Origin of the sequence: Pedobacter sp. KACC 23697 (assembly GCF_045348445.1) — a bacterium.
In the GTDB taxonomy this organism is placed as follows: Bacteria; Bacteroidota; Bacteroidia; order Sphingobacteriales; family Sphingobacteriaceae; genus Pedobacter.
On record NZ_CP157485.1, the window covers coordinates 4,049,568 to 4,074,990 of the forward strand.

The 25,423-nt window shown below is 39.1% G+C and carries 25 protein-coding genes, 1 tRNA gene and 1 pseudogene; 16 read left to right on the top strand and 11 right to left on the bottom strand.

Annotated features, from left to right (window positions below; genetic code table 11):
- Positions 1–14: 14 nt before the first annotated feature.
- Positions 15–1,622, bottom strand: coding sequence for a DUF6600 domain-containing protein (locus tag ABEG20_RS16255; RefSeq protein WP_406824331.1), 1,608 nt, complete (start codon positions 1,620–1,622; stop codon positions 15–17).
- A gap of 278 nt (positions 1,623–1,900) precedes the next feature.
- Between ABEG20_RS16255 and ABEG20_RS16260 the strand changes: the two genes are divergently transcribed.
- Together ABEG20_RS16260 and ABEG20_RS16265 are read left to right on the top strand one after the other, a co-directional pair.
- Entirely contained in the window at positions 1,901–2,602 is a 702-nt protein-coding gene (locus tag ABEG20_RS16260) for an SAM-dependent methyltransferase (protein ID WP_406824332.1), read from the top strand.
- A 191-nt stretch (positions 2,603–2,793) separates the two neighbouring features.
- A complete protein-coding gene (locus tag ABEG20_RS16265; protein WP_406824333.1) occupies positions 2,794–2,973 on the top strand; it encodes a hypothetical protein in 180 nt (59 codons plus the stop codon).
- A 42-nt stretch (positions 2,974–3,015) separates the two neighbouring features.
- Here the strand turns inward: ABEG20_RS16265 and ABEG20_RS16270 are convergent, their stop codons facing one another.
- Positions 3,016–3,309 (bottom strand): phage tail protein, encoded by a 294-nt coding sequence (locus tag ABEG20_RS16270; RefSeq protein ID WP_406824334.1) that lies wholly within the window; start codon positions 3,307–3,309, stop codon positions 3,016–3,018.
- Positions 3,310–3,550: 241 nt separating this feature from the next.
- Between ABEG20_RS16270 and ABEG20_RS16275 the strand changes: the two genes are divergently transcribed.
- On the top strand, positions 3,551–4,312 hold the full coding sequence (locus tag ABEG20_RS16275) for a M57 family metalloprotease (RefSeq protein WP_406824335.1): 762 nt from the start codon (positions 3,551–3,553) through the stop codon (positions 4,310–4,312).
- A 78-nt stretch (positions 4,313–4,390) separates the two neighbouring features.
- Here the strand turns inward: ABEG20_RS16275 and ABEG20_RS16280 are convergent, their stop codons facing one another.
- Entirely contained in the window at positions 4,391–5,062 is a 672-nt protein-coding gene (locus ABEG20_RS16280; protein ID WP_406824336.1) for an NAD-dependent epimerase/dehydratase family protein, read from the bottom strand.
- 90 nt (positions 5,063–5,152) lie between these two features.
- Complete coding sequence (locus ABEG20_RS16285) at positions 5,153–7,288, bottom strand: DPP IV N-terminal domain-containing protein (RefSeq protein WP_406824337.1); 2,136 nt, start codon at positions 7,286–7,288, stop codon at positions 5,153–5,155.
- A 281-nt stretch (positions 7,289–7,569) separates the two neighbouring features.
- Here ABEG20_RS16285 and ABEG20_RS16290 point away from each other — a divergent pair, with 281 nt between their 5' ends.
- Together ABEG20_RS16290 and ABEG20_RS16295 are read left to right on the top strand one after the other, a co-directional pair.
- Positions 7,570–8,577 (top strand): aldo/keto reductase, encoded by a 1,008-nt coding sequence (locus ABEG20_RS16290; RefSeq protein ID WP_406824338.1) that lies wholly within the window; start codon positions 7,570–7,572, stop codon positions 8,575–8,577.
- Positions 8,578–8,585: 8 nt separating this feature from the next.
- Positions 8,586–9,473: a helix-turn-helix domain-containing protein gene (locus ABEG20_RS16295; protein WP_406824339.1), complete on the top strand. Its 888-nt coding sequence runs from the start codon at positions 8,586–8,588 to the stop codon at positions 9,471–9,473.
- A gap of 84 nt (positions 9,474–9,557) precedes the next feature.
- On the opposite strand, the gene ABEG20_RS16300 is transcribed toward ABEG20_RS16295, so the two are convergent.
- The gene (locus ABEG20_RS16300; RefSeq protein WP_406824340.1) at positions 9,558–10,514 is read right to left on the bottom strand and encodes a helix-turn-helix transcriptional regulator; all 957 of its coding nucleotides are present in this window, start codon (positions 10,512–10,514) and stop codon (positions 9,558–9,560) included.
- A gap of 85 nt (positions 10,515–10,599) precedes the next feature.
- Between ABEG20_RS16300 and ABEG20_RS16305 the strand changes: the two are divergent.
- Positions 10,600–11,731: pseudogene (locus tag ABEG20_RS16305) on the top strand (FAD-dependent oxidoreductase).
- A 44-nt stretch (positions 11,732–11,775) separates the two neighbouring features.
- Here ABEG20_RS16305 and ABEG20_RS16310 read toward each other — a convergent pair.
- The 3 genes from ABEG20_RS16310 to ABEG20_RS16320 all read right to left on the bottom strand — a co-directional run bounded on the left by ABEG20_RS16310 (position 11,776) and on the right by ABEG20_RS16320 (position 13,947).
- Positions 11,776–11,860, bottom strand: a tRNA-Ser gene (locus ABEG20_RS16310).
- An 87-nt stretch (positions 11,861–11,947) separates the two neighbouring features.
- Complete coding sequence (gene pyk / locus ABEG20_RS16315) at positions 11,948–13,378, bottom strand: pyruvate kinase (protein ID WP_406824341.1); 1,431 nt, start codon at positions 13,376–13,378, stop codon at positions 11,948–11,950.
- A 149-nt stretch (positions 13,379–13,527) separates the two neighbouring features.
- Positions 13,528–13,947: an IPExxxVDY family protein gene (locus ABEG20_RS16320; protein WP_219076898.1), complete on the bottom strand. Its 420-nt coding sequence runs from the start codon at positions 13,945–13,947 to the stop codon at positions 13,528–13,530.
- 158 nt (positions 13,948–14,105) lie between these two features.
- On the opposite strand from ABEG20_RS16320, the gene ABEG20_RS16325 reads away from it, so the two are divergent.
- The 3 genes from ABEG20_RS16325 to rnc all read left to right on the top strand — a co-directional run bounded on the left by ABEG20_RS16325 (position 14,106) and on the right by rnc (position 16,440).
- On the top strand, positions 14,106–14,342 hold the full coding sequence (locus ABEG20_RS16325; RefSeq protein ID WP_008508386.1) for an acyl carrier protein: 237 nt from the start codon (positions 14,106–14,108) through the stop codon (positions 14,340–14,342).
- 21 nt (positions 14,343–14,363) lie between these two features.
- Entirely contained in the window at positions 14,364–15,617 is a 1,254-nt protein-coding gene (gene fabF, locus ABEG20_RS16330; protein ID WP_205057767.1) for a beta-ketoacyl-ACP synthase II, read from the top strand.
- Between the two features lie 94 nt (positions 15,618–15,711).
- Positions 15,712–16,440, top strand: coding sequence for a ribonuclease III (rnc, locus tag ABEG20_RS16335; protein ID WP_090984249.1), 729 nt, complete (start codon positions 15,712–15,714; stop codon positions 16,438–16,440).
- Positions 16,441–16,610: 170 nt separating this feature from the next.
- Here the strand turns inward: rnc and ABEG20_RS16340 are convergent, their stop codons facing one another.
- A complete protein-coding gene (locus tag ABEG20_RS16340; protein WP_406824342.1) occupies positions 16,611–17,321 on the bottom strand; it encodes a hypothetical protein in 711 nt (236 codons plus the stop codon).
- Positions 17,318–18,043, bottom strand: a complete 726-nt coding sequence (locus tag ABEG20_RS16345; RefSeq protein WP_406824343.1) for a hypothetical protein — start codon at positions 18,041–18,043, stop codon at positions 17,318–17,320. Before ABEG20_RS16345 ends, ABEG20_RS16340 begins: the two co-directional genes overlap by 4 nt.
- A gap of 635 nt (positions 18,044–18,678) precedes the next feature.
- On the opposite strand from ABEG20_RS16345, the gene ABEG20_RS16350 reads away from it, so the two are divergent.
- The 5 genes from ABEG20_RS16350 (at position 18,679) to ABEG20_RS16370 (ending at position 23,017) form a co-directional block, all read left to right on the top strand.
- Positions 18,679–19,542: a YicC/YloC family endoribonuclease gene (locus ABEG20_RS16350; protein WP_406824344.1), complete on the top strand. Its 864-nt coding sequence runs from the start codon at positions 18,679–18,681 to the stop codon at positions 19,540–19,542.
- A gap of 58 nt (positions 19,543–19,600) precedes the next feature.
- Positions 19,601–20,167 carry a guanylate kinase gene (gmk, locus tag ABEG20_RS16355; RefSeq protein ID WP_406824345.1) on the top strand — a complete coding sequence of 189 codons (567 nt, stop codon included), beginning with the start codon at positions 19,601–19,603 and terminating at the stop codon, positions 20,165–20,167.
- A 129-nt stretch (positions 20,168–20,296) separates the two neighbouring features.
- Entirely contained in the window at positions 20,297–20,872 is a 576-nt protein-coding gene (nadD, locus tag ABEG20_RS16360) for a nicotinate (nicotinamide) nucleotide adenylyltransferase (protein ID WP_406824346.1), read from the top strand.
- Between the two features lie 108 nt (positions 20,873–20,980).
- Entirely contained in the window at positions 20,981–22,681 is a 1,701-nt protein-coding gene (locus tag ABEG20_RS16365; protein WP_406824347.1) for a glycoside hydrolase family 3 protein, read from the top strand.
- A gap of 126 nt (positions 22,682–22,807) precedes the next feature.
- A complete protein-coding gene (locus ABEG20_RS16370; protein ID WP_187591990.1) occupies positions 22,808–23,017 on the top strand; it encodes a hypothetical protein in 210 nt (69 codons plus the stop codon).
- A 92-nt stretch (positions 23,018–23,109) separates the two neighbouring features.
- Here ABEG20_RS16370 and ABEG20_RS16375 read toward each other — a convergent pair whose 3' ends face one another.
- Entirely contained in the window at positions 23,110–23,643 is a 534-nt protein-coding gene (locus ABEG20_RS16375; protein WP_406824348.1) for a thioredoxin family protein, read from the bottom strand.
- A 242-nt stretch (positions 23,644–23,885) separates the two neighbouring features.
- Here ABEG20_RS16375 and ABEG20_RS16380 point away from each other — a divergent pair, with 242 nt between their 5' ends.
- Together ABEG20_RS16380 and ABEG20_RS16385 are read left to right on the top strand one after the other, a co-directional pair.
- Positions 23,886–24,542 (top strand): TatD family hydrolase, encoded by a 657-nt coding sequence (locus tag ABEG20_RS16380; RefSeq protein ID WP_406824349.1) that lies wholly within the window; start codon positions 23,886–23,888, stop codon positions 24,540–24,542.
- 46 nt (positions 24,543–24,588) lie between these two features.
- Complete coding sequence (locus ABEG20_RS16385) at positions 24,589–25,380, top strand: ThiF family adenylyltransferase (protein ID WP_090982986.1); 792 nt, start codon at positions 24,589–24,591, stop codon at positions 25,378–25,380.
- Positions 25,381–25,423: the final 43 nt, after the last annotated feature.

Here is a 25,423-nt window from a genome sequence, read left to right on the forward strand (position 1 = left end):
CGGGACTTACTATTTTATCCTCTGCCACCTCTTGATGGCCTTCCACCTTCACCACCACCCCTTTGTTGTGGCGCTTCTGATCTTCTTTGTTCCTGTCTCTGTTGCTGCTGCTGAGCTCTTTGTTGTTGTACCTGAGCATCACGTTGTGCCCTTTCTTGTTGTTGCTGCTGGGCTTGTTGTGCACGTTGCTGTTGCATCTGCTCATTACGTTGCTGCTGAACCTGAGCATCACGTTGCGCCCTTTCCTGTTGCTGCTGCTGGGCTTGTTGTGCGCGTTGCTGTTGCATCTGTTCATTACGCTGTTGCTGCATTTGCTCATTACGTTGCGCCCTTTCCTGTTGTTGCTGCTGGGCTTGCTGCGCGCGTTGCTGCTGCATTTGCTCATTTCGCTGTGCCCTTTGTTGTTCCATCTGAACACGTTGATCATCCTGACCTCGCTGTGGCTGCATATCGCGTTGGTTACGTTGTTGATCCATTCCCATGCGGTCTTGATTGCGTTGTTGTCTGATCTGATCTAAACGTTGCCGATCCTGACCACGATTTGCATTATCTTGTCTGTTACCATTATCAATTCCGTTGGTACCGCCACGGCTAATACGTCCGTTTGCATCCCTATTATAAGCCTCGCCCCTATTGTTTGGCTGATTGTTATCCCGGCCTACACCACCATTATTTCTATCAGGCTGCACAACATTACGGTTATCTCTCGATCCAAAACGGTTGTCGTTATTACCTGGATTACCGCCTCTTTGATCGCGATTGCTATACCCCTCGTTTCTTCCGCCCCTGCTAATACCGGCATTGCCTTGCTCAAATCTTCTTGGCGCAGCATTGCGGTTATCTACTACTGCATTACGGTCAGGTCTTGGCCTGTAAATCGATACCTCTCTGCCACCAACCCGGCTTGCACCAGGTCTTGAACTTGCGGCGTAACGATATACGGTTACGTCCCTGTTGGTTGCGCGCCTGATATCTTCAACCCTTGGCCCGCCATAATAACTTCTTCTGTTATACACATAAGTGTTATTGATAATGGTGGTATTGCGGATATATACGTTATTACGACCGTAATCATATCTTGGGAAAGTATTAATATAAATATTTCGCTGAGGGATAAAGTTCCAGCAGAACTCCGGCACCACGTAACGGCGGCCAAAGCTTAAATTGATGCTGATGCTCGGTGCCATAGGCGCCCATCCGTAATAGCCATCACCACTTCTCCAATCTACCCAGGCTGGTCCCCAATTGGTGTCGGGTAACCAGATCCATTGCCGGTAACTGTTAATTACCCAACGACCGTAATGGAAAGGTGCCCAGCCCCAGTCGTAATTAGAAACCCAGGTATTACCATATTCAGTCATTGCCCAGCGTCCGTTGGTATAATAAGGCCGGAATTCACTTTGATCTACGTCCGGGCGCCAAACATAACCATATTGCGGATCCTGTATCCAGGTGCCATAAGGCGAAAGTTCATCATAAAAAGTCTGTAGGGAAATATTGCCGGTACTGTAACCATCAGACTGGTAATCGTTTTGGTAGTCTTGTGCCCTGACAAGGGTTGTGGTTCCGGCAAGGAGCGAAAATAGCCCCAGCACAAGTGCCGTAGATTTCAGTGTTTTCATTTGTGTGTTTATTTTAATAACCTAATGTGTGTGTATCAATTAGAGAACCAAAAATACCAAAGGTTTAATATGCAAGCATAGTTTTTGGATTTTCCCTTGAATATGGCTATACAAGCCATATTTAACTAATATTTAACGTTTTAAGCCAAGTTTAATTGTGCAGAAAATAAGTCAGTTTAAAATAAAATTTGCTACACCTTTGCTTACAGAAGAGATTATATTGCCAGGTCTATCAGCTTTAGAACTTAAATTCTATTTATTGTGTGTATTTTTGTAACATGCAAAAAGGCACTTTATACCTTATTCCCGTACCATTGGCAGAAGAGGTAGCACATAAAACATTTACCCCTTATTTGGTAGACACGATTAACCAGATTGATACCTACATTGTAGAAAATAGTAAAACAGCACGTCGCTTTTTAAAAGAGGCAGGTTTAAAAACCCCACAAAAAGATCTGATTGTACACGATTATGGTAAGCATAACCGAACGGATTTAGGGCAGTTTTTTGTAGAGCTTACTGCGGGAAAAGATGTTGGTTTGATGAGTGAAGCAGGTTGCCCCGGCATTGCCGATCCTGGAGCGGATATTGTTGCAGAAGCACATAAACGCGGTATTAAGGTAATACCATTGGTCGGGCCAAGCTCTATTTTACTGGCCTTAATGGCGTCAGGTTTTAACGGACAAAGTTTCGCTTTTTGGGGTTATTTACCTATTGATAAAGAACAGCGTACCAAGCGGATTAAAGACCTGGATTTATCGGCAAGCCGTTACAAACAAACACAGATTTTTATCGAAACACCTTTCCGCAATAACCAGCTTTTTGAAGAAGTACTGAAAAGCTGTAAACCCAACACACAGGTTTGCATAGCCAGCAACCTCACCGCAGCAGATGAATTTATTAAAACACAAAGTGTTTACAACTGGCGTAAAGAGGAAATAGACCTCCATAAGAAGCCAACAATATTTTTGTTATACTAAGTTTCTTTGATCAAACGTCATTCCCTCGAAGGAGGGAATCTTAAAGCTTACTGCATTAAGATTCCCAATCAAGTTGGGAATGACGGACTACACCAGGGGAATATTAGAATTTGAAAAAATCAAAACATATCCCGCACCAGATTGGTTGTTAATTTAACGTTCTGTAATATTATTCACTAAATTTTATAATTATGAAAAATACGAGCACACCCAAAAACAACCCAACAGTTCAAGGAAGTTCAATAGCAGACCGGGCTAATCATGATGTGAAAACGGATAAAAAAATCCGGGGCATTACTAATGGCGGCGGGCAACGTTCAGACCAGACCTCAAATAAGGACAATCAAAGAAAATACGATAACAAGAAATAAAAAAAGGTGATGATCTTGTAAGATCATCACCTTTTTTTATCCTTAATCCCGAGGATGTGATGGATAGTACCCATCTGTACAAATGATGTATAGGACACCTTCTATTGACGGGAGTTTCGGCAATGCAAAATTTGACATTCCATCGCCACCATACCTTGTTTTAAGGATAGAAAACAACTTTATATTTTTACTGACCGATAGCAACGAGCCGTCACATATCGCAAATCCTTCTGGCGCATAATCACCAGCAAAAAGGCTTATTGCCCCTAGCATTGCATTCATAGCATGTTTATTTAGTTGGGTCAATACTACTAAAAAAAATAAAATGATTTTCATTTTAACCTATCACTGCTGAAAATATACCCTAACCCGCATTAAAGCACATCCTTCAACACCGTAACACATCTATTAAAAAAGGTATTCATGTAAATTATTAAATACAAAAACAGATTTAAACACTTACAATCAACACAGATCAAGTTTTCGTGTAAAATTTATTATTGACCTAAAATTTATGTAACAGGTTCTGTTACATTTGTTTCATCAGCTATTTAAGGATCAACTAACCTCTTTTACAATGAAAAAAAATCTAAAAAAAATCGCGATCGTAGCGATGGTTGCAGTAGTAATTGCTGCATGTAAAAAAAAACAAGAAACATTAACACCAGAACCACGAGAGAGTGTAAAAAATGCCGATAAGGTTTTACAGCACATTAAAAACCTGGGCTTCCCCGCGTCAAGTATTGTAGATAACGGAAATGAATACATCGTTGAAGAAGATATCGTATTTCCGAAGAATATGGAAATTACGGCCAGCAGTGCTGGACCAAAAACAGAGCAATATTATACCGGAAGTATTGTTAACAGCACTAAAAAGCTAAATATCAGGGTTTTTGTAGATGCATCCATGACTTCAATGAGCAGCGAAATTAATAGCGCCCTTGCACAATGGAATGGCGTATCGGGTTCTACACTCCGTTTTAATATTGTAACGGCAGCACCTTATGATATCCTGATCAAAGATGAAAATTTAGGTAATGGTGTTTGCGGCCAGGGCCAATTTCCATCAGGTGGAAGCGCAGGTGCTTTAATTAAAATCAACAAAAGTTATATCGCAGGAAACTCTTTTGCACAACGTGCAAGAACAATATGCCATGAGTTTGGACATTGTATTTCTTTCAGACATACCAATTGGGCTGCGCAGGGTGAATCTACTGCTACAAATGTTCCTGGAGTTACCGGAACAGATAGCCAATCACTGATGAACGGTGGTCAATGTGGATCGGGTGCAACCGTATTATCTCAAAAAGATAAAGACGCAACCGCAGTATTATATTAAAAACCCAAAACAATCATAACCTAAACTAAATCCTTAACCAGTTGAAAATAAGCTCGGGTACTTAAGCAGTACCTGAGCTTATTCTTTAGCTAAAGCAATGATATCTTTACCTTCTAAAGTCCGCCTTTCATCATGATGACTCAAAGTATTGATCATCGCCTGGCCAAGTTCAGCCATCGTACAGAAACCATTTGGATAAATAGCCCTGCCGACCGGAAATAACCAATTGATGTATTTATAAAACTGATGTGCATATTTTTGTCCTTTTAAAGGCTTAATAAATCCAGGACGGAAATTAAAAACTTGTTCGAAAGGTAATTTTGTTAAATCTTTTTCTGTTTTGCCTTTTACCTGTGCCCATCTTAAACGGCCATTTTCATTCGTCCCTCCACCGGAAACATAACAAAAAGTCATACCACTATTGAGCTTGCTCAACGTTTTTGCAACATGCATGGTCAGCATATAAGTCATTTTATAATAGGTTTCCGCATCAACTCCTATCGAAGTAATCCCTAAGCAAAAGAAACAGGCATTATAGCCAGACAACTGACTTTCGATCGCTGATAAATCAAAAAAATCGGAATGAATAATCTCCTTTAATTTTGGATGTGTATAACCACAGGGTTTGCGGTTGATTACTAAAACATGATCAATTTCAGTACTTTTTAAACATTGCATCAATACGCCTTCGCCAACCATTCCGGTTGCACCCGTAATGATTATATTATGCTGATTTCTGGTTTTTCCCATGATTAATTATTTACAGATTAAACCGCCAAGATGTAGCATTGTTTAATCCAATAAATAAAAAGAGCAAACTATTAATTTGCTCTTATAATGTTATCTTGCCGACGGCCCTTTCATCTGATAGTCTTTAGGTGGCTCTGCCCCTAATAGATGTTGAACAAAGTAATCCCAGCGGCGGCGCATCATGTATGGTGAATAAGAACCGTAACCGTGTGCACTATTCGGAAAAATAACCAGATCGAAAGATTTATTGGCCTTTTCTAATGCCTCTACAACTAAAAGTGTATTATATGGCGGCACATTATCGTCCATCATACCGTGTACCAACATCAATTTTCCTTTTAGGTTTTTAGCATAATTCTGGTTAGCCTGCGCTTCATAATCCGAATTTTCTACCAAACCATTGTAACGCTCGCCCCAGTCGTCCTCGTAGTTTCTATTGTCATGATTACCTGATTCGGAAATGCCTACTTTAAAGAAATCCGGGTAACGGAACATTGCCGCAGCCGTCGCAAAACCTCCGCCAGAATGCCCCCAGATACCTACCTTTGTCGTATCAATGGGATATTTTAATGAAAGCTGCCTGATGGCTGCAATCTGATCTGGTAAGGTATTCTCGGCCATATTGCCATAGCTCATATCATGGAAACTTTTAGAACGGTCAGGGTTACTGGTTCCTTCCATTACCACCACAATAAAACCCAATTCGGCCAAAGCCTGGTGATCGCCACGCGAAGCAACGAAAGCCCAGCTGCCTACACTACCGCCCTGCGGACCTGGATAAATATAATCGATAACAGGATATTTCTGGTTGGCATCCATTTTTGCTGGTGTAAAAACCAGACCATAAATATCGGTTTTACCATCTTTGGCTTTCACCGAAACCGGAGTTGGTGCTTTCCAGCCTGTAGCAGCTAACCTGGACACATCTGTTTTTTCTAAAGTATTGATCAGTTTACCACTGATACTTCTTAAAACAGTAACTGCAGGAACATCAGGCTGCGAATAACTATCTACAAAATATTCGAAAGATGGCGAAAATACAACCTGGTGATTGCCAAATTCTGGCGTTAAAAGGGTTAAATTCCTCCCATCGAAACCAATTTTATAGAGGTAACTGAAATAAGGATTACCTTTTTCGCGGCCATTGGCAAAGAAATAAAGTGTACGTGTCTTTTCATCAACCTTGATTAAACGTGTAACCACGAAATCGCCTTTGGTAATCTGGTTTTTTAATTTTCCATTAACAGAATCATATAAATACAGATGCCCCCAGTTATCCCTTTCCGAATACCAGATGATTTCTTTCGATGCAGGCAGATAACGCCAGTTAATCGCACCCTGACCAGATTCAAACTGTGTTTTTACGGTTTCTTCGAAAACTTCCCTTACCACGCCGGTTGTGGCATTAGCAATACGGAATTTTTCATTTTTATGATCTCGGGAAGTAGACACGAATGCCACTTCTGTACCATCAGCTTTCCAATCAATATCATCAAAAGTGCCGCTGCTTGAAATATCATCGCTTAAGGTGGCCCGATGTGGATCTGCAGGAATATTAAGTGAAACTACTTTTGGATTTTCTACATCAATGATTACTCTTCTAATTGTCGCGATCTGTTTATCGCCAGGCAAAGGATATTTCCAGGCTTTTAATGTTGGTGCTCCAACATTGGTTGTTACCAGGTACATATCTTTCGAATTCCGCTGATCTTGCTGAAAAGTAGCTATCTTTTTAGAATCAGGCGACCAACGCAAAATTGGGGCATCACTATGTTTCCAACCTGCATTATCGGTTGCGTAACCATAATCCTTAATGCCGTCAGTAGTTAAACGGGTTAATTTTCCAGTGGCTATATCCTTAACAAAAAGATTATAATCTTTAATCAATATTGTCTTTTTTCCATCAGGAGATAGTACTTCATTCCAGCTAAGCCCACGACGTGAGGAGGTTAAACTGCCTTTATAATCGGTAGTTAATGTTTTCGTTTTCTTTACCGGATCTACCAAAAAAGTCTGCTCAGTGCCATTAACTTTAGTGCTATACCAAAATTTATCACCCTCGAGCCAGTTGGGTTGCAAGCTGGCATGATCAATGTACTTTGCCGTATTGTAGCTCATCAAACTTTCTGCCCTTTCGTAATCTTTAATGGTTAAAGTTTTTTGTTGAGCATTTGCTGTAATGGCCAAAGCACAAGCCGTTACAGTAAACCAATATTTATTCATCATGTTAGTTAATCTTGCGATAAAAATAAGACTGTTTTGGCAAACGATTGGTATTAATCGTGATACAAAATGGCAGGCTTTTATCCCTAGCCTTCTAGCGAGAAGCAAAAAGATAATCAAATTGAACAATCGTTTTTGAACTATATTATTAAAGCGCGATAAGGCTACAGCAATGGCGCTGGTCTTAAAACTTACAAACTTTATAACGATAAATCATTCCTTGATTTGCTTACAAACTTCAGGGATTTGCATACATCAGCTCCATTTAGCTTGCTGATCTTTGGATGATGGAAATAAAACAAATGGCATTGGGCAACCAGGGTTTGGTTGTACCAATAATAGGATTGGGCTGTATGGGTATGACAGGCTTTGAAGAAGGACACATGTATGGCCCTGCAGATGAGCAGGAAGCTATTGCTACCATTCACCGTTCACTCGAACTGGGCGGTAATTTTTTAGATACTGCCGATCTGTACGGACCGCTGAAAAACGAACAACTTATCGCCAAGGCCATCAGCGGTAAACGAGATCAGTATATTCTGGCCACCAAGTTTGGCTGGGAAATCGATGACAACAATAAAGTAACCTGGACCATTAACGGTAAAAAGGATTATGTAAAGAAATCTTTAGAGCGTTCGTTAAAGCATCTGAATACCGATTATATCGATCTGTATTACCTGCACCGCCTGGATAAAAATACGCCGATTGAGGAAACAGTTGAAGCCATGGCAGAACTCGTTGCAGCAGGTAAAGTAGGCTACATAGGCCTGTCAGAAGTATCGTCTGAAACGGTTAGGCGGGCACACGCCGTACACCCGATTACATCTGTACAAAGCGAGTATTCTTTATTTGAGCGGACAGTGGAGGAGCGCGGGGTATTATCCACATTAAACGAGTTGGGTATCGGCTTTGTAGCCTACTCGCCATTGGGCCGTGGTTTTTTATCTGGGCAGATCAAAAGCGTCGATGACCTGCCGGAAAACGATTTCCGCAGGGCGATTCCACGTTTCCAGGGCGAAATGTTTGATAAGAATATCGAATTGGTTAGAGCGATTGAAGCCATGGCCGAAGCAAAAAACATTACCTCTTCGCAACTGGCTTTAGCCTGGATCATGAGCAAGGGTATTTTACCAATTCCGGGAACGAAACGCAGAAAGTACCTGGAACAAAACCTAGCAGCAACCACCATTGAATTAACTGCGTCAGATCTTTCGCAACTGGAAAATATCGTACCATTAGGTACAGATACCGGTGCGCCTTATGATGAGTTTAGTATGGGTTTAATTGATTAAATTTGTTTATGAACGCCATTAACTCCATATCAGCATTTCACCGATTGCTGTCATTGCCAGAACCCCGCCACCCACTGGTGAGTGTAATCAACCTGGCGCAAAGTGTTTTCCTGGAGGATGAAATCTGGAATGGCTTCGTTAACCGCTTTTATTGCGTGGCGCTTAAACGCGAAGCCAAAGGTAAGATCAGGTATGGGCAGCAGCATTATGATTACGACAAAGGCGTATTGAGTTTTACCGCACCCAACCAGGTGCAACAACTAGACCTGCAGAATATGGAATGCGGGTCTGGTTATCTCCTGATCTTCCACCCGGACTTTCTGTTACAGCATACATTGGCAAATAGTATTCATCAATATGGTTTTTTCGATTATGCGGTTAATGAAGCATTGCACCTGTCGGCAGGCGAAGAAGATGACCTGATTACCATCCTCCATAAAATTGATCAGGAATGCCGGCATATTGATAAACATACCCAGGAGATCATTCTTACACAGATCGAGAGCCTCTTAAAATATTCCAACCGTTTTTACGAGCGGCAGTTTTTGACCCGAAAGAATAATAATCTAGCACTTCTGACCAGGTTTGAACAGTTGATAGACGATTACTTTAACAGCGATGTAAATAGTTTACTCACTGTACACCATATTGCGGCAAAGATGAACCTATCGCCAAACTACCTGAGTGATCTGCTTCGGATTCATACCGGGCAAAACACACAACAGCATATTCACGAAAAACTCATTGCGAAAGCCAAAGAAAAACTTTCTACCACTAATCTTTCAGTCAGCGAAATCGCCTATGCCCTCGGCTTTGAACATGCGCAATCTTTCAGTACGTTATTTAAAAAGAAGACCAATTTATCGCCACTGGAGTTTCGCCAGGCTTTTAACTGATCAAAGGGGCAAGAAACAGAATTTGGCTCTTTTTGACTGTTCAGGCTTAGCGGCACAATGGATGATGAGGTTTTGAAATGCATTTTAGTTTGATTTCCTTAGTGAATAATGTTTAGGGTTCATGCCGATGTGCGCTTTAAATATTCTTGAAAAATGGCTGAGGTTTGTAAAACCCAATCGGTAACCAACGGCTGAAACAGATAGCTTGTCCTCGCTCAGCAAAAGAGCGGCTTCCTGCATTCTGAATTGCTGATAGTAACTAAAAATGCTATCGCCAAAAATTTGCCTGAATAAACGTTTCAGTTTAGTTGGGCTCATATGAGCATCAAGTGCGAGTTCTTTAATCACTGGTGGCGTTTCCAAATGTTCAAGGATCTGCTGTTTTACTCGGTAAATGGCTTGTATATCATGATTGTTTAAAGCATGTAATTGTTTTTCATCTCGGTTTTCCAGTTCCATCAACAGCCTGCAAATAAGTTCTTCCGCCTTTACCCGTAAAAAGAAAAGTTTAAATGTTTCATTGGCTGGTCCAGATAGGATTTCATCCACATTTTTTTGTAAAGAAGGATACATGATCTGTTCGAACAAAAGGGGGCGTTTATTCTGCAAAAGACCTTTCAAAACGGATGATTCTTGTGAGCCAGTAAACAAACCTTTTAAATAATTCGCATCAACTTCTATATTAATGGTAGCAGTATTGGTATGGATCGAAATTATGTCATCTGTATTGATACGGCTGGTGCCTATTAAAACCGAGGGACACTTGTGGGGTGACGAAGTTTCTGCTCTGGAGAATATATTTTGAAACTTGAAAAATATCATCTTCTTAGCGGGATTGACATCAGGATTTTGAATAATCACATCTTCATTAAGCTCATAGTTACTAATAAGCATACGTATGTGTTCATTAAAAACAAATCCGGTGCAATATCCGCTGCCAAATTGCGGAGGTATATCTAATCTTGTATTTTTTAGTTGTGTTCCCAATAAACGAGCTAATTTTTTCAGCACATGTGGAACCGTTTGATCTGTATTATTCATAAGGTCTTTTACGACTATTTTTATGTCTAATATAGATAATTTATACTGAATTGACCAAGTAACTTTGTACTATCAATTAAAGGTGATGATACTAAAAGAAAAAAAGGTGGCTATTATAGGCGCAGGGCCAGTTGGCCTCACCATGGCCATATTATTACAGCAAAAAGGCATTCAGGTAACTGTTTACGAAAGAGATAAAGATCCACAAGCCAGGATGGGGCGGTACGCTTGATTTGCACAAAGATTCAGGACAGGAAGTAATGAAAAAAGCCGGTTTACTGGAAAGTTATTACGCCATAGCAAAGCCTATGGGGATAATCATGACAGATGAAAGAGGAAAATTATTATTTACCAAACAGATTACACCTGAAAATCAATACGATAATCCTGAAATAAACAGAAATGACCTCAGAAAAATATTGCTAAACACTTTGAAACAGGATACGGTGGCTTGGGACAGAAAATGTAAAGAACTCAAGGTCTGCAATGAAAAATGGCGTTTACATTTTGAAAATGGAACGTCAGCAACCGCTGACCTTGTTATTGTGGCAAATGGCGGAATGTCTAAAATAAGAACATATGTTACCGATACAGTCGCTGAAAACACCGGAACGTTTATTATACAGGGAGATGTACCTCAACCCGAAATAAGTTGTCCTGAATTTTTCCAATTATGCAATGGTAAAAGATTAATGGCTGCCTACCAGGGCAATTTATTGGTTGCAAACCCAAATAACAATGGTGTATTAACCTATGGTATAATCTTTAAAAAGCCTGAAAATTGGGGTGATGTTCATAAGGGGTTAAATTTTCAGGATAAGGTTAGTATCCGAACATTTCTTTTAGACAGGTTTATGGATTGGAATGAACATTACATACAATTATTTTGCTCAACCTCATCGTTTTGGGGGTTGCCAACGAGAAAATCATCACTGGATAAACCCTGGAAAAAAGACCGTCCGCTGCCGATTACGCTTATCGGAGATGCTGCACATTTAATGCCCCCTTTTGCAGGTCAGGGTGTAAATACCGGGCTAATGGATGCATTAATTTTAGCAGATAATTTAACTGAAGGAAAATTTGAAGCCTTGGAAGATGCTATAAATGACTATGAAGAGCAAATGTTTATTTACGCCAACGAAGCACAACTTGCATCAGTCAGGAACGAAATAGAAATGCATCAGCCAAATTTCACCTTCGAAAAGTTTATCCATTAAGCTAATAAAGATAAAAGGGATAACTTTTCAATCATCCCTTTCAGCGGAGAGGGCGGGATTCGAACCCGCGGTACCTTGCAGTACACACGCTTTCCAAGCGTGCTCGATCGACCACTCTGACACCTCTCCGTATCGGATTGCAAAAATATATTTTTTATTGATAAAAAAAATGCCCCCGGTTAAAAATCGGGAGCATTTCTACCTAAAGATCAGAAATTAATCTATAACTGTAATTTTTAACATATTGGTTTTACCTTTTGCTTCCATCGGAATGGCAGCAGTATTGATGATAATATCACCTTGTTTTACCAATTTTTTGCTTTTTAAGAATTCGTTTACTTCAATAATGGTATTATCGGTACTTTCCCACTTATCATAGTAGAAACCTCTTACCCCCCAAAGTAAACTTACTGCATTTAATAATGCCCTGTTACTGGTAAAAATAAAGGTTAGGGCTTCCGGACGGTGGCTTGAAATTTCAAAAGCAGTATAACCACTTAACGTCATTGACACAATACCTACTGCATTGGTCTGTTTCGCTAAGAAACAAGCCGAATCGCAAATCGCATCGCTTAAGAAAGAAGGCGATTTTGGTTTTAAAAATTTATCAGGATGGAAAGGATAATTGTTCTCTTCAATGTTCTGGATAATTTTTTGCATGGTTTCGATAACGATGAGCGGGAATTCTCCAACTGAAGTTTCACCACTTAACATCACCGCATCAGCACCATCCAAGACAGAGTTGGCCACATCATTCACCTCTGCACGTGTGGGGCGGGGTGTAGTGATCATACTTTCTAACATCTGGGTAGCAACAATTACCGGTTTAGAAGCTGCTCTACATTTCGCAACAATCATTTTCTGCAGCAATGGAACCTCTTCCATCGGACATTCAACACCCAAATCGCCACGGGCAACCATAATACCATCAGTTGCCGCAATAATTTCGTCTATATTGGCAATAGCCTCTGGTTTTTCTATTTTGGCAATTACCCGGGCTGTTTTACCACGCTCAGCAATAATCTTTTTAAGTTCGATAATGTCTTCTGCCTTACGCACAAAAGATAAACCGATCCATTCTACATCGTTCTCTAAAACAAATTCTAAGTTTTCACGGTCTTCCGGCGTTAAAGAAGGGATAGAAACTTTAGTATTTGGCAGGTTAACCCCTTTTCTGGAAGTTAAAATTCCACCATGAACAATCTCACAAACAACTTCGTCTTTTAAATTGGTAGAAATCACTTTCATCTGAAGCTTTCCATCATCCAGAAGTATAATTTCGCCCGCCTGAACATCCTGAGGGAAGTTTTGGTAAGTAATATAAATACGTTCTTCGTTACCAATGCATTCGTTCGTTGTAATTACGGTAGTATTTCCGTTAATCAGGTTAATACCACCTTCTTTTACTAAACCGATACGGATTTTAGGACCTTGTAAATCGGCAAGAATACCAACGTTATATTCGTATTTTTTGTTTAAATCTCGGATGGTATCCAAAACGGCCTGGTGATCTGCTTGTGATCCGTGTGAAAAATTTAGACGGCAAACATCTAAACCTGCGTTAAACATACTATATAATACATCTGGTTTTGCTGATGCAGGCCCAAGCGTGGCAACAATTTTAGTTCTCGAATGAAAAGGTTTCATTTATTAATTGATTTTAGGAATGCAGTTTAAGAAAGCATTAATTATTATCTAAAATAATCAAACTGCATTAAATTTTATATATTTTGTTTTTTTGTTCTTTGTTTGTAACTGCCAAATATAGTGTATTTAATACACCATGTATATAATTTTTATATTACCAAATTTTCACGGCTCTTTAATTTGGCTGGATCTATCTTTGCAGCCACCTGGATATCAGGCAGTTTATTCAATCCGTTAATTAGATAATCCAAATCCTCCTTGTCAATAAATTCTTTAATGATAATAAAAAAATCGACTTTGCTCATCTCCGGAATCAGAAAACCATCGCTGCTTTTATTGCAGATTAAGTAGTATTCGACCTCACCCTGCTCTACAAAAAAATAATATTTGGAAAAAGACCAGGCTGGTTCATCAATATTAAAAAATATTTCGTGGTCCTCTATTTTTTCAAATTGAGTGTTTAGCCGGGTATTAATTTTGTGGCAAAGCACATAGTCTTTTAGGGGGGCTGTGATCGCAATCAGTATAAAATCAAGGTCTAAGGTAAGTTTTAGGTAAGTCTTATTCAAAGCGAAATAAATTATTTACAGAACGAAATTAAAAAACTAATTCTATATTCGCTGTGTTATTGAGATACCAAAATTACATATCGAAATAAAAACATTTGAAAATTGTAAGAATTTATTTTTCTTTGCACAGAATTATTTAACCATTAAATTATAAAATTATGTCTGATATTGCTTCAAGAGTTAAGGCTATTATCGTAGAAAAACTAGGTGTTGACGAAAGCGAAGTTACGCCAGAGGCTTCATTCACTAACGATTTAGGTGCAGATTCTTTAGATACCGTAGAATTGATTATGGAATTTGAAAAAGAATTCAATGTAGCTATTCCTGATGATCAGGCTGAAACCATCGGTACAGTTGGCCAGGCAATTGCTTATTTGGAAAAAAACGTTAAATAGAATTACGCTTTTTCAGTATAAATGGAATTAAAAAGAGTAGTAGTAACAGGGTTGGGTGCGCTCACTCCTATAGGCAATAATGTTCCCGATTTTTGGGAAGGGTTGACTAACGGGGTGAGTGGCGCTGCTCCTATTAAAGGTTTTGATACTGAAAAATTCAAAACCAAATTCGCATGCGAGGTTAAAAATTTTAATCCTGAAGACTTTTTGGAAAAAAAAGAAGCCCGCAAGCTAGATCCGTTTGTACAATATGCTCTGGTAGCAACAGATGAGGCTGTTAAAGATGGTGGGTTTGATTTCGAAAAATTAGATACCAACCGGATTGGCGTAATCTGGGGTGCGGGCATAGGTGGATTGAAAACTTTCCTGGATGAGATTTCTAATTTCGCGAAGGGAGATGGTACGCCAAGATACAATCCATTTTTTATTCCTAAAATGATCGTTGATATTGCTCCGGGCCATATTTCGATCAAATATGGCCTGCGTGGGCCAAATTTTGCAACTGTTTCGGCATGTGCTTCTTCAACAAACGCCATGATTGATGCCTTTAACTACATCCGTTTGGGTATGGCTGATGTTATTATCAGCGGCGGTTCTGAAGCAATTATCAATGAAGCAGGTATGGGTGGTTTTAATGCCATGCATGCATTATCAACACGTAATGAAGATCCGGCAACCGCATCACGCCCTTTTGACAAAGATCGCGATGGTTTTGTAGCTGGTGAAGGTGCAGGAACTATTATTTTAGAAGAACTTGAACACGCTAAAGCAAGAGGTGCAAAAATTTATGCAGAACTTGTTGGCGGTGGAATGAGTGCCGATGCCAATCACATCACAGCACCGCATCCTGAAGGTTTAGGCGCTAGAATGGTAATGACCAATGCACTAAAAGATGCAGGTTTAACAACTGCTGATATAGATTATATCAATGTACACGGTACTTCTACGCCACTTGGCGATATTAGTGAAACCAAAGCCATTGGTACATTATTTGGTGAAGACGCCTATCGTTTAAATATTAGCTCAACCAAATCGATGACTGGCCACCTTTTGGGTGCAGCCGGAGCTATTGAAGCTATTGCAGCAATTCTCGCCGTTAAAAATGATATTGTTCCTCCAACAATCAATCATTTTACAGACGATCCTGCATTTGATCCTAAATTGAATTTTACCTTTAATAAAGCGCAACAACGTACTGTTAGAGCTGCTTTAAGTAATACATTCGGTTTTGGTGGCCATAATGCTTCTGTTATTTTCAAGAAATACGAAGACTAATTACAACAGCACAGGTATATAATTTTGTATGCTAATTAAAAATAGATAACTTAGTTAAATATGCTAATTAGCCGTTAATTGTGTTATTTATTTAATGCCGATATTAAAATTATATAAACTGTATCTTTCTCCTGAAAAGGAGTTTGTTAAAAAGCTGAAAAATATTTTAGGCTTTGTTCCAGGTAATGTAACGCTTTATAAAATGGCGTTCAGACATCGTTCTGCGGCAAAAATTCTAAAAAATGGAAGCAGGAGCAGCAACGAACGCCTGGAATTTTTAGGCGATGCTGTTCTTGGTTCTGTAATTGCAGAGTTGCTCTTTAAACACTATCCGTACAAAGAAGAAGGTTTTTTAACCGAAATGCGTTCAAAGATCGTAAACAGAGCTAATTTAAACCAGTTGGCAAAAAAAATTGGTTTTGATAAGCTTATCCAGTTCGATCAGCGTTCCGTTAGCATCCAAACCAAACATAACTCGATGTTGGGAGATGCTTTTGAAGCTATTGTTGGTGCTATTTACATGGATAAAGGATACAACTTTACCAAAGAGTTTTTATTGCGCAGAATTGTAAAACCGCATATCGATATCCATACCCTTGAACTTACTGAAACCAATTTTAAAAGTAAATTAATTGAGTGGTGCCAGCGCCATGGTAAGGATGTATTATTCGAACTGGCTGAAAATGGCGAAGGTGAAAGCACTAAACTATTTACCATTAGCGCAGTAGTAGAAGGCGAAAAAGTGGGCACTGGAAGAGATTATAATAAGAAAAATGCAGAAAAGCTTGCAGCAGAAAAAGCTTGTGAAATGCTTAGTATTTAGCAGGTAATTAGTTCAATGGTCATTAGTTTATTAGTAACTGCAAATCGCTAACTGAAAATTGTATCTTACTTAATCGGTTAACTAAAATCTAAACTCCAGATTGGATCATAAGCAATTGCCAACTTCAAACTCTAAATTACTTAACGAACTCCAGACTAAGGACGAAAAAACTACTTCCCCTTTCCCAGCGTGTCTGTAAATTTCTTTGAAGATTCTTTAATATACTTGATGTAATCGTAACTGTTCCAGTACTGCGCTTTATCAAAACCAGGACGACAATTGAGCATGTATTTTTCCAAAGTATCGCCTCTTAATTCGGTATTATTTTTAATGATGCTTTGATTAAAGTATACATCAATCTGCGATTGTTTAATTTCATTATCGGCGTACCTGCTAAATCTCCTGGCATTTTTAGGATCAGTGCCAAAAAGATTATATAGCGCATTTAACGGACTAAATATAGCCGACAAAACCGTTGTTTTACCGCCGTTGTAAACCCCCTTATTTTTAAACTCGCGCTTTATTTCATCTAAATCCTGTTTTTTGGTATTTCCTCTAATGGTTACATCATCTAAAGTGGTACTTCCCCTAATCAGATAAACAACCAGATCTTTTTCGCTGTTCACCACAACACGCTGATCGATCAGATCGCGCTTAATAACCAACAGTGTATCACCAATTTTAGCTTTAAGCTGGAACATCCCGATATCATTACTGCCTACCCCTATTCCGGTACGCAGGTTGGTAATTTCAGATAAGGCAATCCTGATATTTGAACCTTTCTCAATAACCACACCTCTGATAATAAATTCTTGGGCCTTTGCGACAAAGCCAATTGAAGTAAAAACGAAAAGTATGATGACAAATTTTAAATTTTTCATTGCGTAGCTATTTTGTGCTTCAGGGTATCAGTATATTTTTTAGCCGACTCTTTAATGTATTTAACCGCGTCATAATTGCTCCAATTAATGGTCATGTTCCGTGTTGGGTAATAATCGAGCAGAAATTTGTCGAGGTCTTTCCCGGTTAATGTGGTATTGTTCGAAACTAAAGTTTTATTAAAAAACTTGTCTACCTCGATCAAACTTAGTTCCTTTTTATAATAACGGTTAAATTTACGCGCTCTTGCTGGTGTTTTCCCAAATAGCTCGTAAAAAAATGTTATTGGGCTACCACCAAGAGGATTTAATAAGATTAACGGCGGTTTGCCAGCAAAGAAAGAACCGTTATGTTTCAAATCACGCTTAATATCTTCCATCTCCTGTTTCCTGGTCTGCCCTTTAACCGTCACCTCCGCTAAAGTTGTACTGCCCCTAACCAAAAAAATAACCAGGTCATCGTCTGTCTTAACAACGACTTTTTGATCAATTAAGTTTTTTTTCTGAATAAGAAGCGTATCGCCAATTTTGGCCTTTAACTGAAACATGCCAATATCATTACTAGTTGTGCCCAATTTACTGTGGGTGTTAGTAACATTAGCCAGGGCAATGCGGACATTAGAACCTTTTTCAACCACCACACCTTTCAGCACAAAATCCTGCGCCTTCAGTTTTAAGCCCATTGTTAAAATGATGAGTAAAAGAATAATTTTCAAATGCTTCATTATGCTAAACGGGCAAGTTAAATGATCAGATAGCGTGGGTTAGCATTCTATTTCGACTGCAAATAGTTTTTGCTGTTTCCTTTTTCCCAACCCTACATCCTGACCAGAAAAACACCAGCTTCATTGATAAAGTTTGAAAACCCTCCTATTTAGAATATTTTGTAAAATTAACATTTGTTAACCTAGCAAACTGTTAAATAACGTTAATCTATGAAAAACTATTGGCTGTTTTATTTACTATTTGGCAATTGTATTCTTTCTGCTTATACCCATAATTTTCCTTTTATCAACAGCATGAAGTTTTTAAGGAGGAAGAAAATCTCTTTTTGTTTTCTAAGTAAGGTCCACTACCTTTAGGTTTAGGAATAGAGTTTTTGCACATATAAGCAACAGCCCCTGCCAAAAGCAGCCATACTTTGTGTCTAAACCTGATCCGATACCCACCGGATGAAATGAAAAGCCCACAGCGCAGCGAGGACTTGTAAGGAAAAGCAGGGCTGCAATCCCCGAAGAAATACTGAACGCTGGTTTTCTAATTATAAAGCTATTTTATCCTACCAGTCTAAGTCTGGGTCTATGACCATTATTATTTCTCCTTTCAGCTTAAAACCCTATCTTTGCGCATGATAAAATCCATGACAGGATACGGCTTAGCAACAGCCGATTATGCAAACGCAAAGTATAGTGTCGAAATCAAATCGCTCAACAGTAAATTCCTGGAGCTGAATTTAAAATATCCTAAAGCTTTTTCTGATAAAGAGTTGATTCTGCGCAACATCTGCAGCAAAGATATCGAACGTGGAAAAGTAAGTTTAAGCATTAATATAGAACGCACCAATGGCGAAGTTACCGGTGCTACCATTAATACAGCTTTATTGAGTCATTACTATCAGCAACTTGTTGCTGTTAACAACGAATTAGGTGCAGACAGTAGCAACTTACTACAAACAGCCTTAACCTTTCCGGATGTAATTAGTTATAAAGAAGAAAGTGTTAGCGACGATGAATGGAACCATCTTTACCAGATTTTTACTGAAGCCCTGGCTAACTTTAACCAATTCAGGGAAGATGAAGGCGCTGTTTTAAAGGCAGATTTAGAACTGCGGATTAAAAATATCCTGTCGTATTTTAAATCGGTAGAAGAACTGGAACCAAAAAGGATTTCGGCCATCCGCGATAAATTTAACCAGTTTTTAGAAGATGCGGTGGGCAAGGTAAATATTGACCAAAACCGTTTTGAGCAGGAATTGATCTATTACATCGATAAAATTGATATTACGGAAGAAAAAACACGTTTAAAAAGCCATTGCGATTATTTCTTACAAACTTTAGCAAGCAAAGAAGCAAACGGAAAAAAAATGGGTTTCATTTCGCAAGAAATAGGAAGAGAAATAAATACCATGGGCGCTAAAGCAAACGATGCGCAGATGCAGCAGTTTGTGGTAGGAATGAAAGAAGAATTAGAAAAGATAAAAGAACAATTACTGAATGTGTTGTAGCGTTAAGCGGAGCGCGATAAGTGCTCAACGCCAGACGCCAATCGCAAAACTTTTAAAAATGCAAGGCAAATTAATCATATTTTCAGCACCATCAGGAGCAGGTAAAACTACCATAGTACATCATTTATTAAAAAAGTTTCCTGAACTGAGCTTTTCTATTTCTGCCACCACGCGTGAGTCGAGAGGTAATGAACAACATGAAAACGATTACTATTTTATCAGTAAAGAAGAGTTTTTACACAAAGTTGCCCATCAGGAATTTGTAGAGTTTGAGGAAGTTTATAATGGTACATTTTACGGCACTTTACGCTCAGAAATAGAACGGATCTGGAATGAAGGTAAACACGTTATTTTCGATATAGATGTTGAAGGTGGCATCCGTTTAAAAAGAAAATATGAAGAAGATGCTTTGGCCATTTTTGTTCAGCCACCTTCATTAGAGGTGCTAAAAGAACGTTTAAGCGGTCGCGGGACAGATAGCCCGGAGAAATTACAGGAACGTTTTGTTAAAGCGGAGAAAGAATTGCTTTACGCAGATAAGTTTGATGTGATTTTAAAAAATTACGATCTGGCTACAGCTTGTGCTGAAGCAGAGCAGTTGGTTGGAGACTTCTTAAAGAAATAAAACCGTCATTGCGAACCGAAGCGATGGGAAAAGAGCAAAAGAGTGAAGCAATCTTTTTGCGAATTAGATTGCTTCGGCTCCCGCAGTCCTGCCTCGCAATGACGATCACAAATACTGAAAACCCTAAACATGAAAACCGGTCTTTTCTTCGGTTCGTATAACCCCATCCATACAGGCCATTTAATTATCGCCAATTATATGGCCAACCATACCGAACTGGATGAAGTATGGCTAGTGGTTTCTCCACATAATCCTTTAAAGGATAAAAGTGGTTTAACCAATATGTACGATCGTTTGGAAATGGCGAAACTGGCTACCGAAAATGCCGAGCATATCCGTGTTAGTGATATCGAATTTGCACTGCCACAGCCTTCCTTTACCATTGATACCCTAACCTATCTCCACGAAAAATATCCTGAAAAGGAATTTGTACTGATCATGGGTGCTGATAACCTCGTTTCTTTAAAAAAATGGAAGAACTATGAGGTGCTGTTAAAAAATTACCATATTTATGTATATCCCCGCCCTGGAGCAGATGTAAGCGAATGGGAAGACCATCCGGCTATTACTTTTACAAATACCCCTTTAATGGAAATATCCTCCACTTTTATACGAAAGGCTATTAAAGAGAAAAAAAATGTGCAGTTTTTCCTTCCAGATAAAGTAATCGACTTTATCGATGGAAAAGGGATGTACCGATCTTAATCGGCAATACTTTTTTAAACCTACTGTATTAAATCGATTACTTGGACGGGTTTTTGTTCAATACTGCTTTGGTTTATTAATTTTGCAGACCTGATACAATAAAAACAAGTGAAAAAAAATCTTTTTATACTCATTTCCCTCTGCGGAGCTGCGTTTTCGGGCAGCGCACAACAAAAATCCTATTTAGAAATGTTAGCCAATCAACCCAAATGGGTCGATTCGGTTTTTAATAAACTAAACCGTAGAGAGCGTATTGCGCAGATGTTCTTTGTTAGGGCACACACCAATCTGGGCCAAAAATATACCGATTCGGTTGGCGAGGTGATAAAAAAAGAACAATTGGGTGGTGTGATCTTTTTTCAGGGTGGCCCGGGCAGGCAGGTTTTAGCCACTAATGCCTATCAGAAACTGAGCAGAGTACCACTTATTATAGCAAACGACGGAGAATGGGGTTTGGGTATGCGTTTAGACAGCACCATTTCTTATCCCTACCAAATGACCTTGGGCGCCATACAAAACAAGGAGTTATTGTATAAAATGGGTTTGGAAGTGGCCAAAGATTATAAGCGGATGGGGATGCAGATGAATCTGGCTCCAGACGCGGATATTAACAATAACCCCAAAAACCCGGTAATCAACTATCGTTCGTTCGGCGAAAACAAATATAATGTGGCAAGTAAAGTTGCATCCTACATGAAAGGTATGCAAGATGGTGGTTTATTAACTACACTGAAACACTTCCCTGGTCATGGCGATACTGATGTAGATTCACATTACGATTTACCACAGCTTACGTTCTCTGCCACACGTTTGGACACTTTAGAGATGTATCCATTTAAAGAACTGATAAAACAAGGCGCATCTGGAGTAATGATTGCACACATGAACATTCCTTCTTTAGATAATACGCCAAATTTACCCTCTACACTCTCCAAGCCTATTGTTACCGGTATTTTAAAGCAGAAACTAGGCTTTAAAGGATTAATCATTTCGGACGCCATGGACATGAAAGGCGTGGTCAAATACTTTAAAAACGGAGAAGCTGATTTGATGGGGATTATTGCAGGTAATGATATCATCGAACTTTCAGAAAACAGCGATCGAGCCATTAAACTGGTGCGTAAAGCAGTAAGGCATAATCGTGTAAGTATGGCTGAGATTGACCAAAGCGTGCGTAAAATATTAACGGCAAAGTATTGGGCCGGTCTGGCCAAACGCGATACTATTGTAACCAAGGGCATTATTGCAGGAGTTAATCGCACTGCAAGCAATGCATTAGTACAGGAACTGGCCAATGCATCAGTAACTTTGCTAAAAGGTAAGGATTATATTAAACGCCTTATCCCGATCAGAAGAACGGCCATTATCAGCATCGGTGTACCTTCGGTTACCACTTTCCAAAAAGAGGTTTCGAAAGGATATTATAACTCTGTTTATTATGTGTTGGATAAAGATGCAAGTGCCGCACAGATTTCGAACATTGCCCGCGAAATCAGCGCATTTGATCAGGTAATTGTCGGCATTCACGATAGCAGGTCAAGACCAGCGAATAACATGCCGCTGAATGCAGGTGTTAAGAATTTTATTAAAGAACTATCGGCTAAAAATGCTGTTTTTGCCTTATTTGCCAATCCATATAACCTGGCGGGCTTATCCGGATTAGAAAACAGCAAAGGTTTAGTAGTAGCCTATCAAAAAGAAGATTTTATGCAAATTTCGGCTGCTGCTGTAATTAATAACCGCATGGTACCTACCGGTAAGTTACCAGTAAGTGTAGCACCGTTTTATAAATTTGGTGAAGGTCTTTAACCTTCCCCAATTTGTCATTCTGAGCGCAGCGAAGAATCTTCGGAAGCCTCAGTCTTTTTTAACTTTAAGCTTTTCCCAAAACAATTTCATACTCAAAACGATTATCTAATATAAAATCTTAAAGTTATGATAGATCCAGAAGACGACAATTATTCGAACGATCCTAACGATGCTTTACGCAGAGAGGATGATGTAGAAAATATCAATGAAATTAGTGGTGATGATACCAGTATCGAACACGATAAAGATCTGCTGGAGCAAGCGGATGAAGCTTCAAGAGCTTCTTATGAGTTAAACCTTGATGATGAGGTAGACGAAGACGAATTAGACGATTAAAAAGAAAGCCTTTCAGATTTAAAAATCCGAAAGGCTTTCTTAATTAGATTCTGCGGTTCGGCCTTAAACCTCATGCCGTCTACCTTAAACCGCTACTTAGCTTTGGCTTTATAAGTTTCAGGATCAACAGCTGCTCTTGTCCACCCTTTTAAAAATGAGGTAATCTTCTTTACATCATGCCCTACTTTCTTTTTACCGTTAGCGCCAACTTCTTCCGTTTCTAAATAGGACGAATTTTCGATGTGCAATACTTTGCCCTTTCCGTCCAAAACTAAGAATACCGGAAAACCAAAACGTTGAGGATAGCCTAAACCAGCCAGAACACTTTCGTTTTTATTTTCAGGACTATAATTAACCAACACCGTTTCAAAATTGTCGTTGATGTATTTTTTCAGCGTTGCTGTGCTATCCACCAGATGATGAAAGGCTATACACCAGGTGCACCAGTTACCGCCAACCTGTAACAGAACATGCTTATTTTCTTTAGCTGCTTTTGCAACCGCAGCGGCAATATCCGCTTTAGCATCGGCCTGTGGGTTGTAAATGTGAACGCCTTCTTTTTTTGACTGGCTAAAAGCCGCGGTCGAAATTAATATAGCAGTCAATAAAATAACTAATTTTTTCATGATTTTCAGAATAATAAACAAAAGTAATAAAGTCTACAGTTTTAATAGATTATTCGCAAATTCTTTACAGAGGAGAAACATTCATTGGTCATTGGTCATTGGTCATTGGTCATTGGTCATTGGTCATTGGTCATTGGTCATTAATGGAATTTGCTTTTTTACAAAAGGTTTAAAACCAATTGCATTTTTCCGTTGTCCATTTTACATCGTCCATTTTACATTTGTCTATCTTTGTATCAGAAATGGATTACCTAGATATACATACCCATAAAGTTTCCACCCAACCTGGCGTAACCAGTATTCAAAGTTTGTCGTTAACCAGTGATATCTTTTTGGCCATGCCTAAAACCAAGCCGATTTCTGTTGGGCTGCATCCCTGGTTTGCAAAAATTGATCATCTCGACCAGCAGATGAAGTATCTTAGTGTCGTGGCCAATCAAACAAATGTGAAACAAATTGGTGAATGTGGTTTAGATCGATTGAGGGGCGAAAACCTGGAGAATCAGCTAATAATTCTGGAAAAACAGATTGAATTGGCAGAAAAGATCAAAAAACCTTTGATTTTGCATTGTGTTAAATGTTTCGCTGAATTAATAGCGATTAAAGATCGGTTAAAAGTTGAAGTACCCATGATCATTCATGGCTTTAATAAAAATGAAGAACTTGGCAAACAACTACTGGACAAGGGATTTCTACTTTCCTTTGGGTTGACTGCCTTGAAGCAAAACTCCGGTGCCGCAAAACTGATTCAAAGTACCGATCATTTTTTTCTGGAAACGGATGACGCTGCTATTTCGATCGGGGAAATTTACCGGGCAGCAGCCATTTTAAAAAAATGTAGTGTAGATGAACTCAAAGCTCGTATTTTTACAGACTGGAATAAACTAAATTTAATATAGCGCTGTCATTCTGAGCCTGTCGAAGAATACAGCTAAATACACAAATATGTCTGATGTTAGCTGGCTTTCGCGCTCTGCCCTGCTTGTTGGTAATGATGGTATAGATAAACTCCAATCAAAACATGTTCTCGTGATCGGTTTAGGTGGCGTGGGTTCTTTTGCCGCCGAATTTATCTGCCGTTCAGGAATTGGAGAAATGACCATTGTTGATGGTGATGTGGTTGATCCGACAAACCGGAACAGGCAGCTACCTGCTTTGGCAACCAATCATGGTGTTAGCAAGGCTGCCATTATGCAGGAACGTTTATTATCCATAAATCCCGAATTAAAACTGCATGTGGTCAATACCTTTCTTACTCCAGAGAAATGCAGGGAAATTTTAGAAGCCGATTTCGATTACATTATGGATTGCATTGATAGTGTAATGCCTAAAATTACACTATTAGGAACGGCATTAGAAAAAAATATTCCCATTGTAAGTTCAATGGGTGCTGGTGGTAAAATGGATCCAACACGATTAAGGATTACATTACTCCCTGATACTTATCAATGTGTTTTTGCCAGTTATGTGCGTAAACGGCTAAATAAACTTGCTAATGCGGCAAAAATAAAAGCTGTTTTCTCCACCGAAGAAATGGATAAAAATTCTATGATCATGACTGATGGGAGCAACTTTAAACGCTCCGCCTATGGTACAGTTTCTTATCTGCCAGCAGCATTTGGCGGGGCATGTGCATCGGTGGTTATCCGCGATTTGCTTGGCCTTCCTATTGAAATGGCCGAACGCCCTGCAAGGATCAGCCATAAAACATTAGCCAAAAAGAAGAAAAAACCGTAAACAGGTGTATTGTTGATATCATGATTTCGGAAAAATTTTAAAT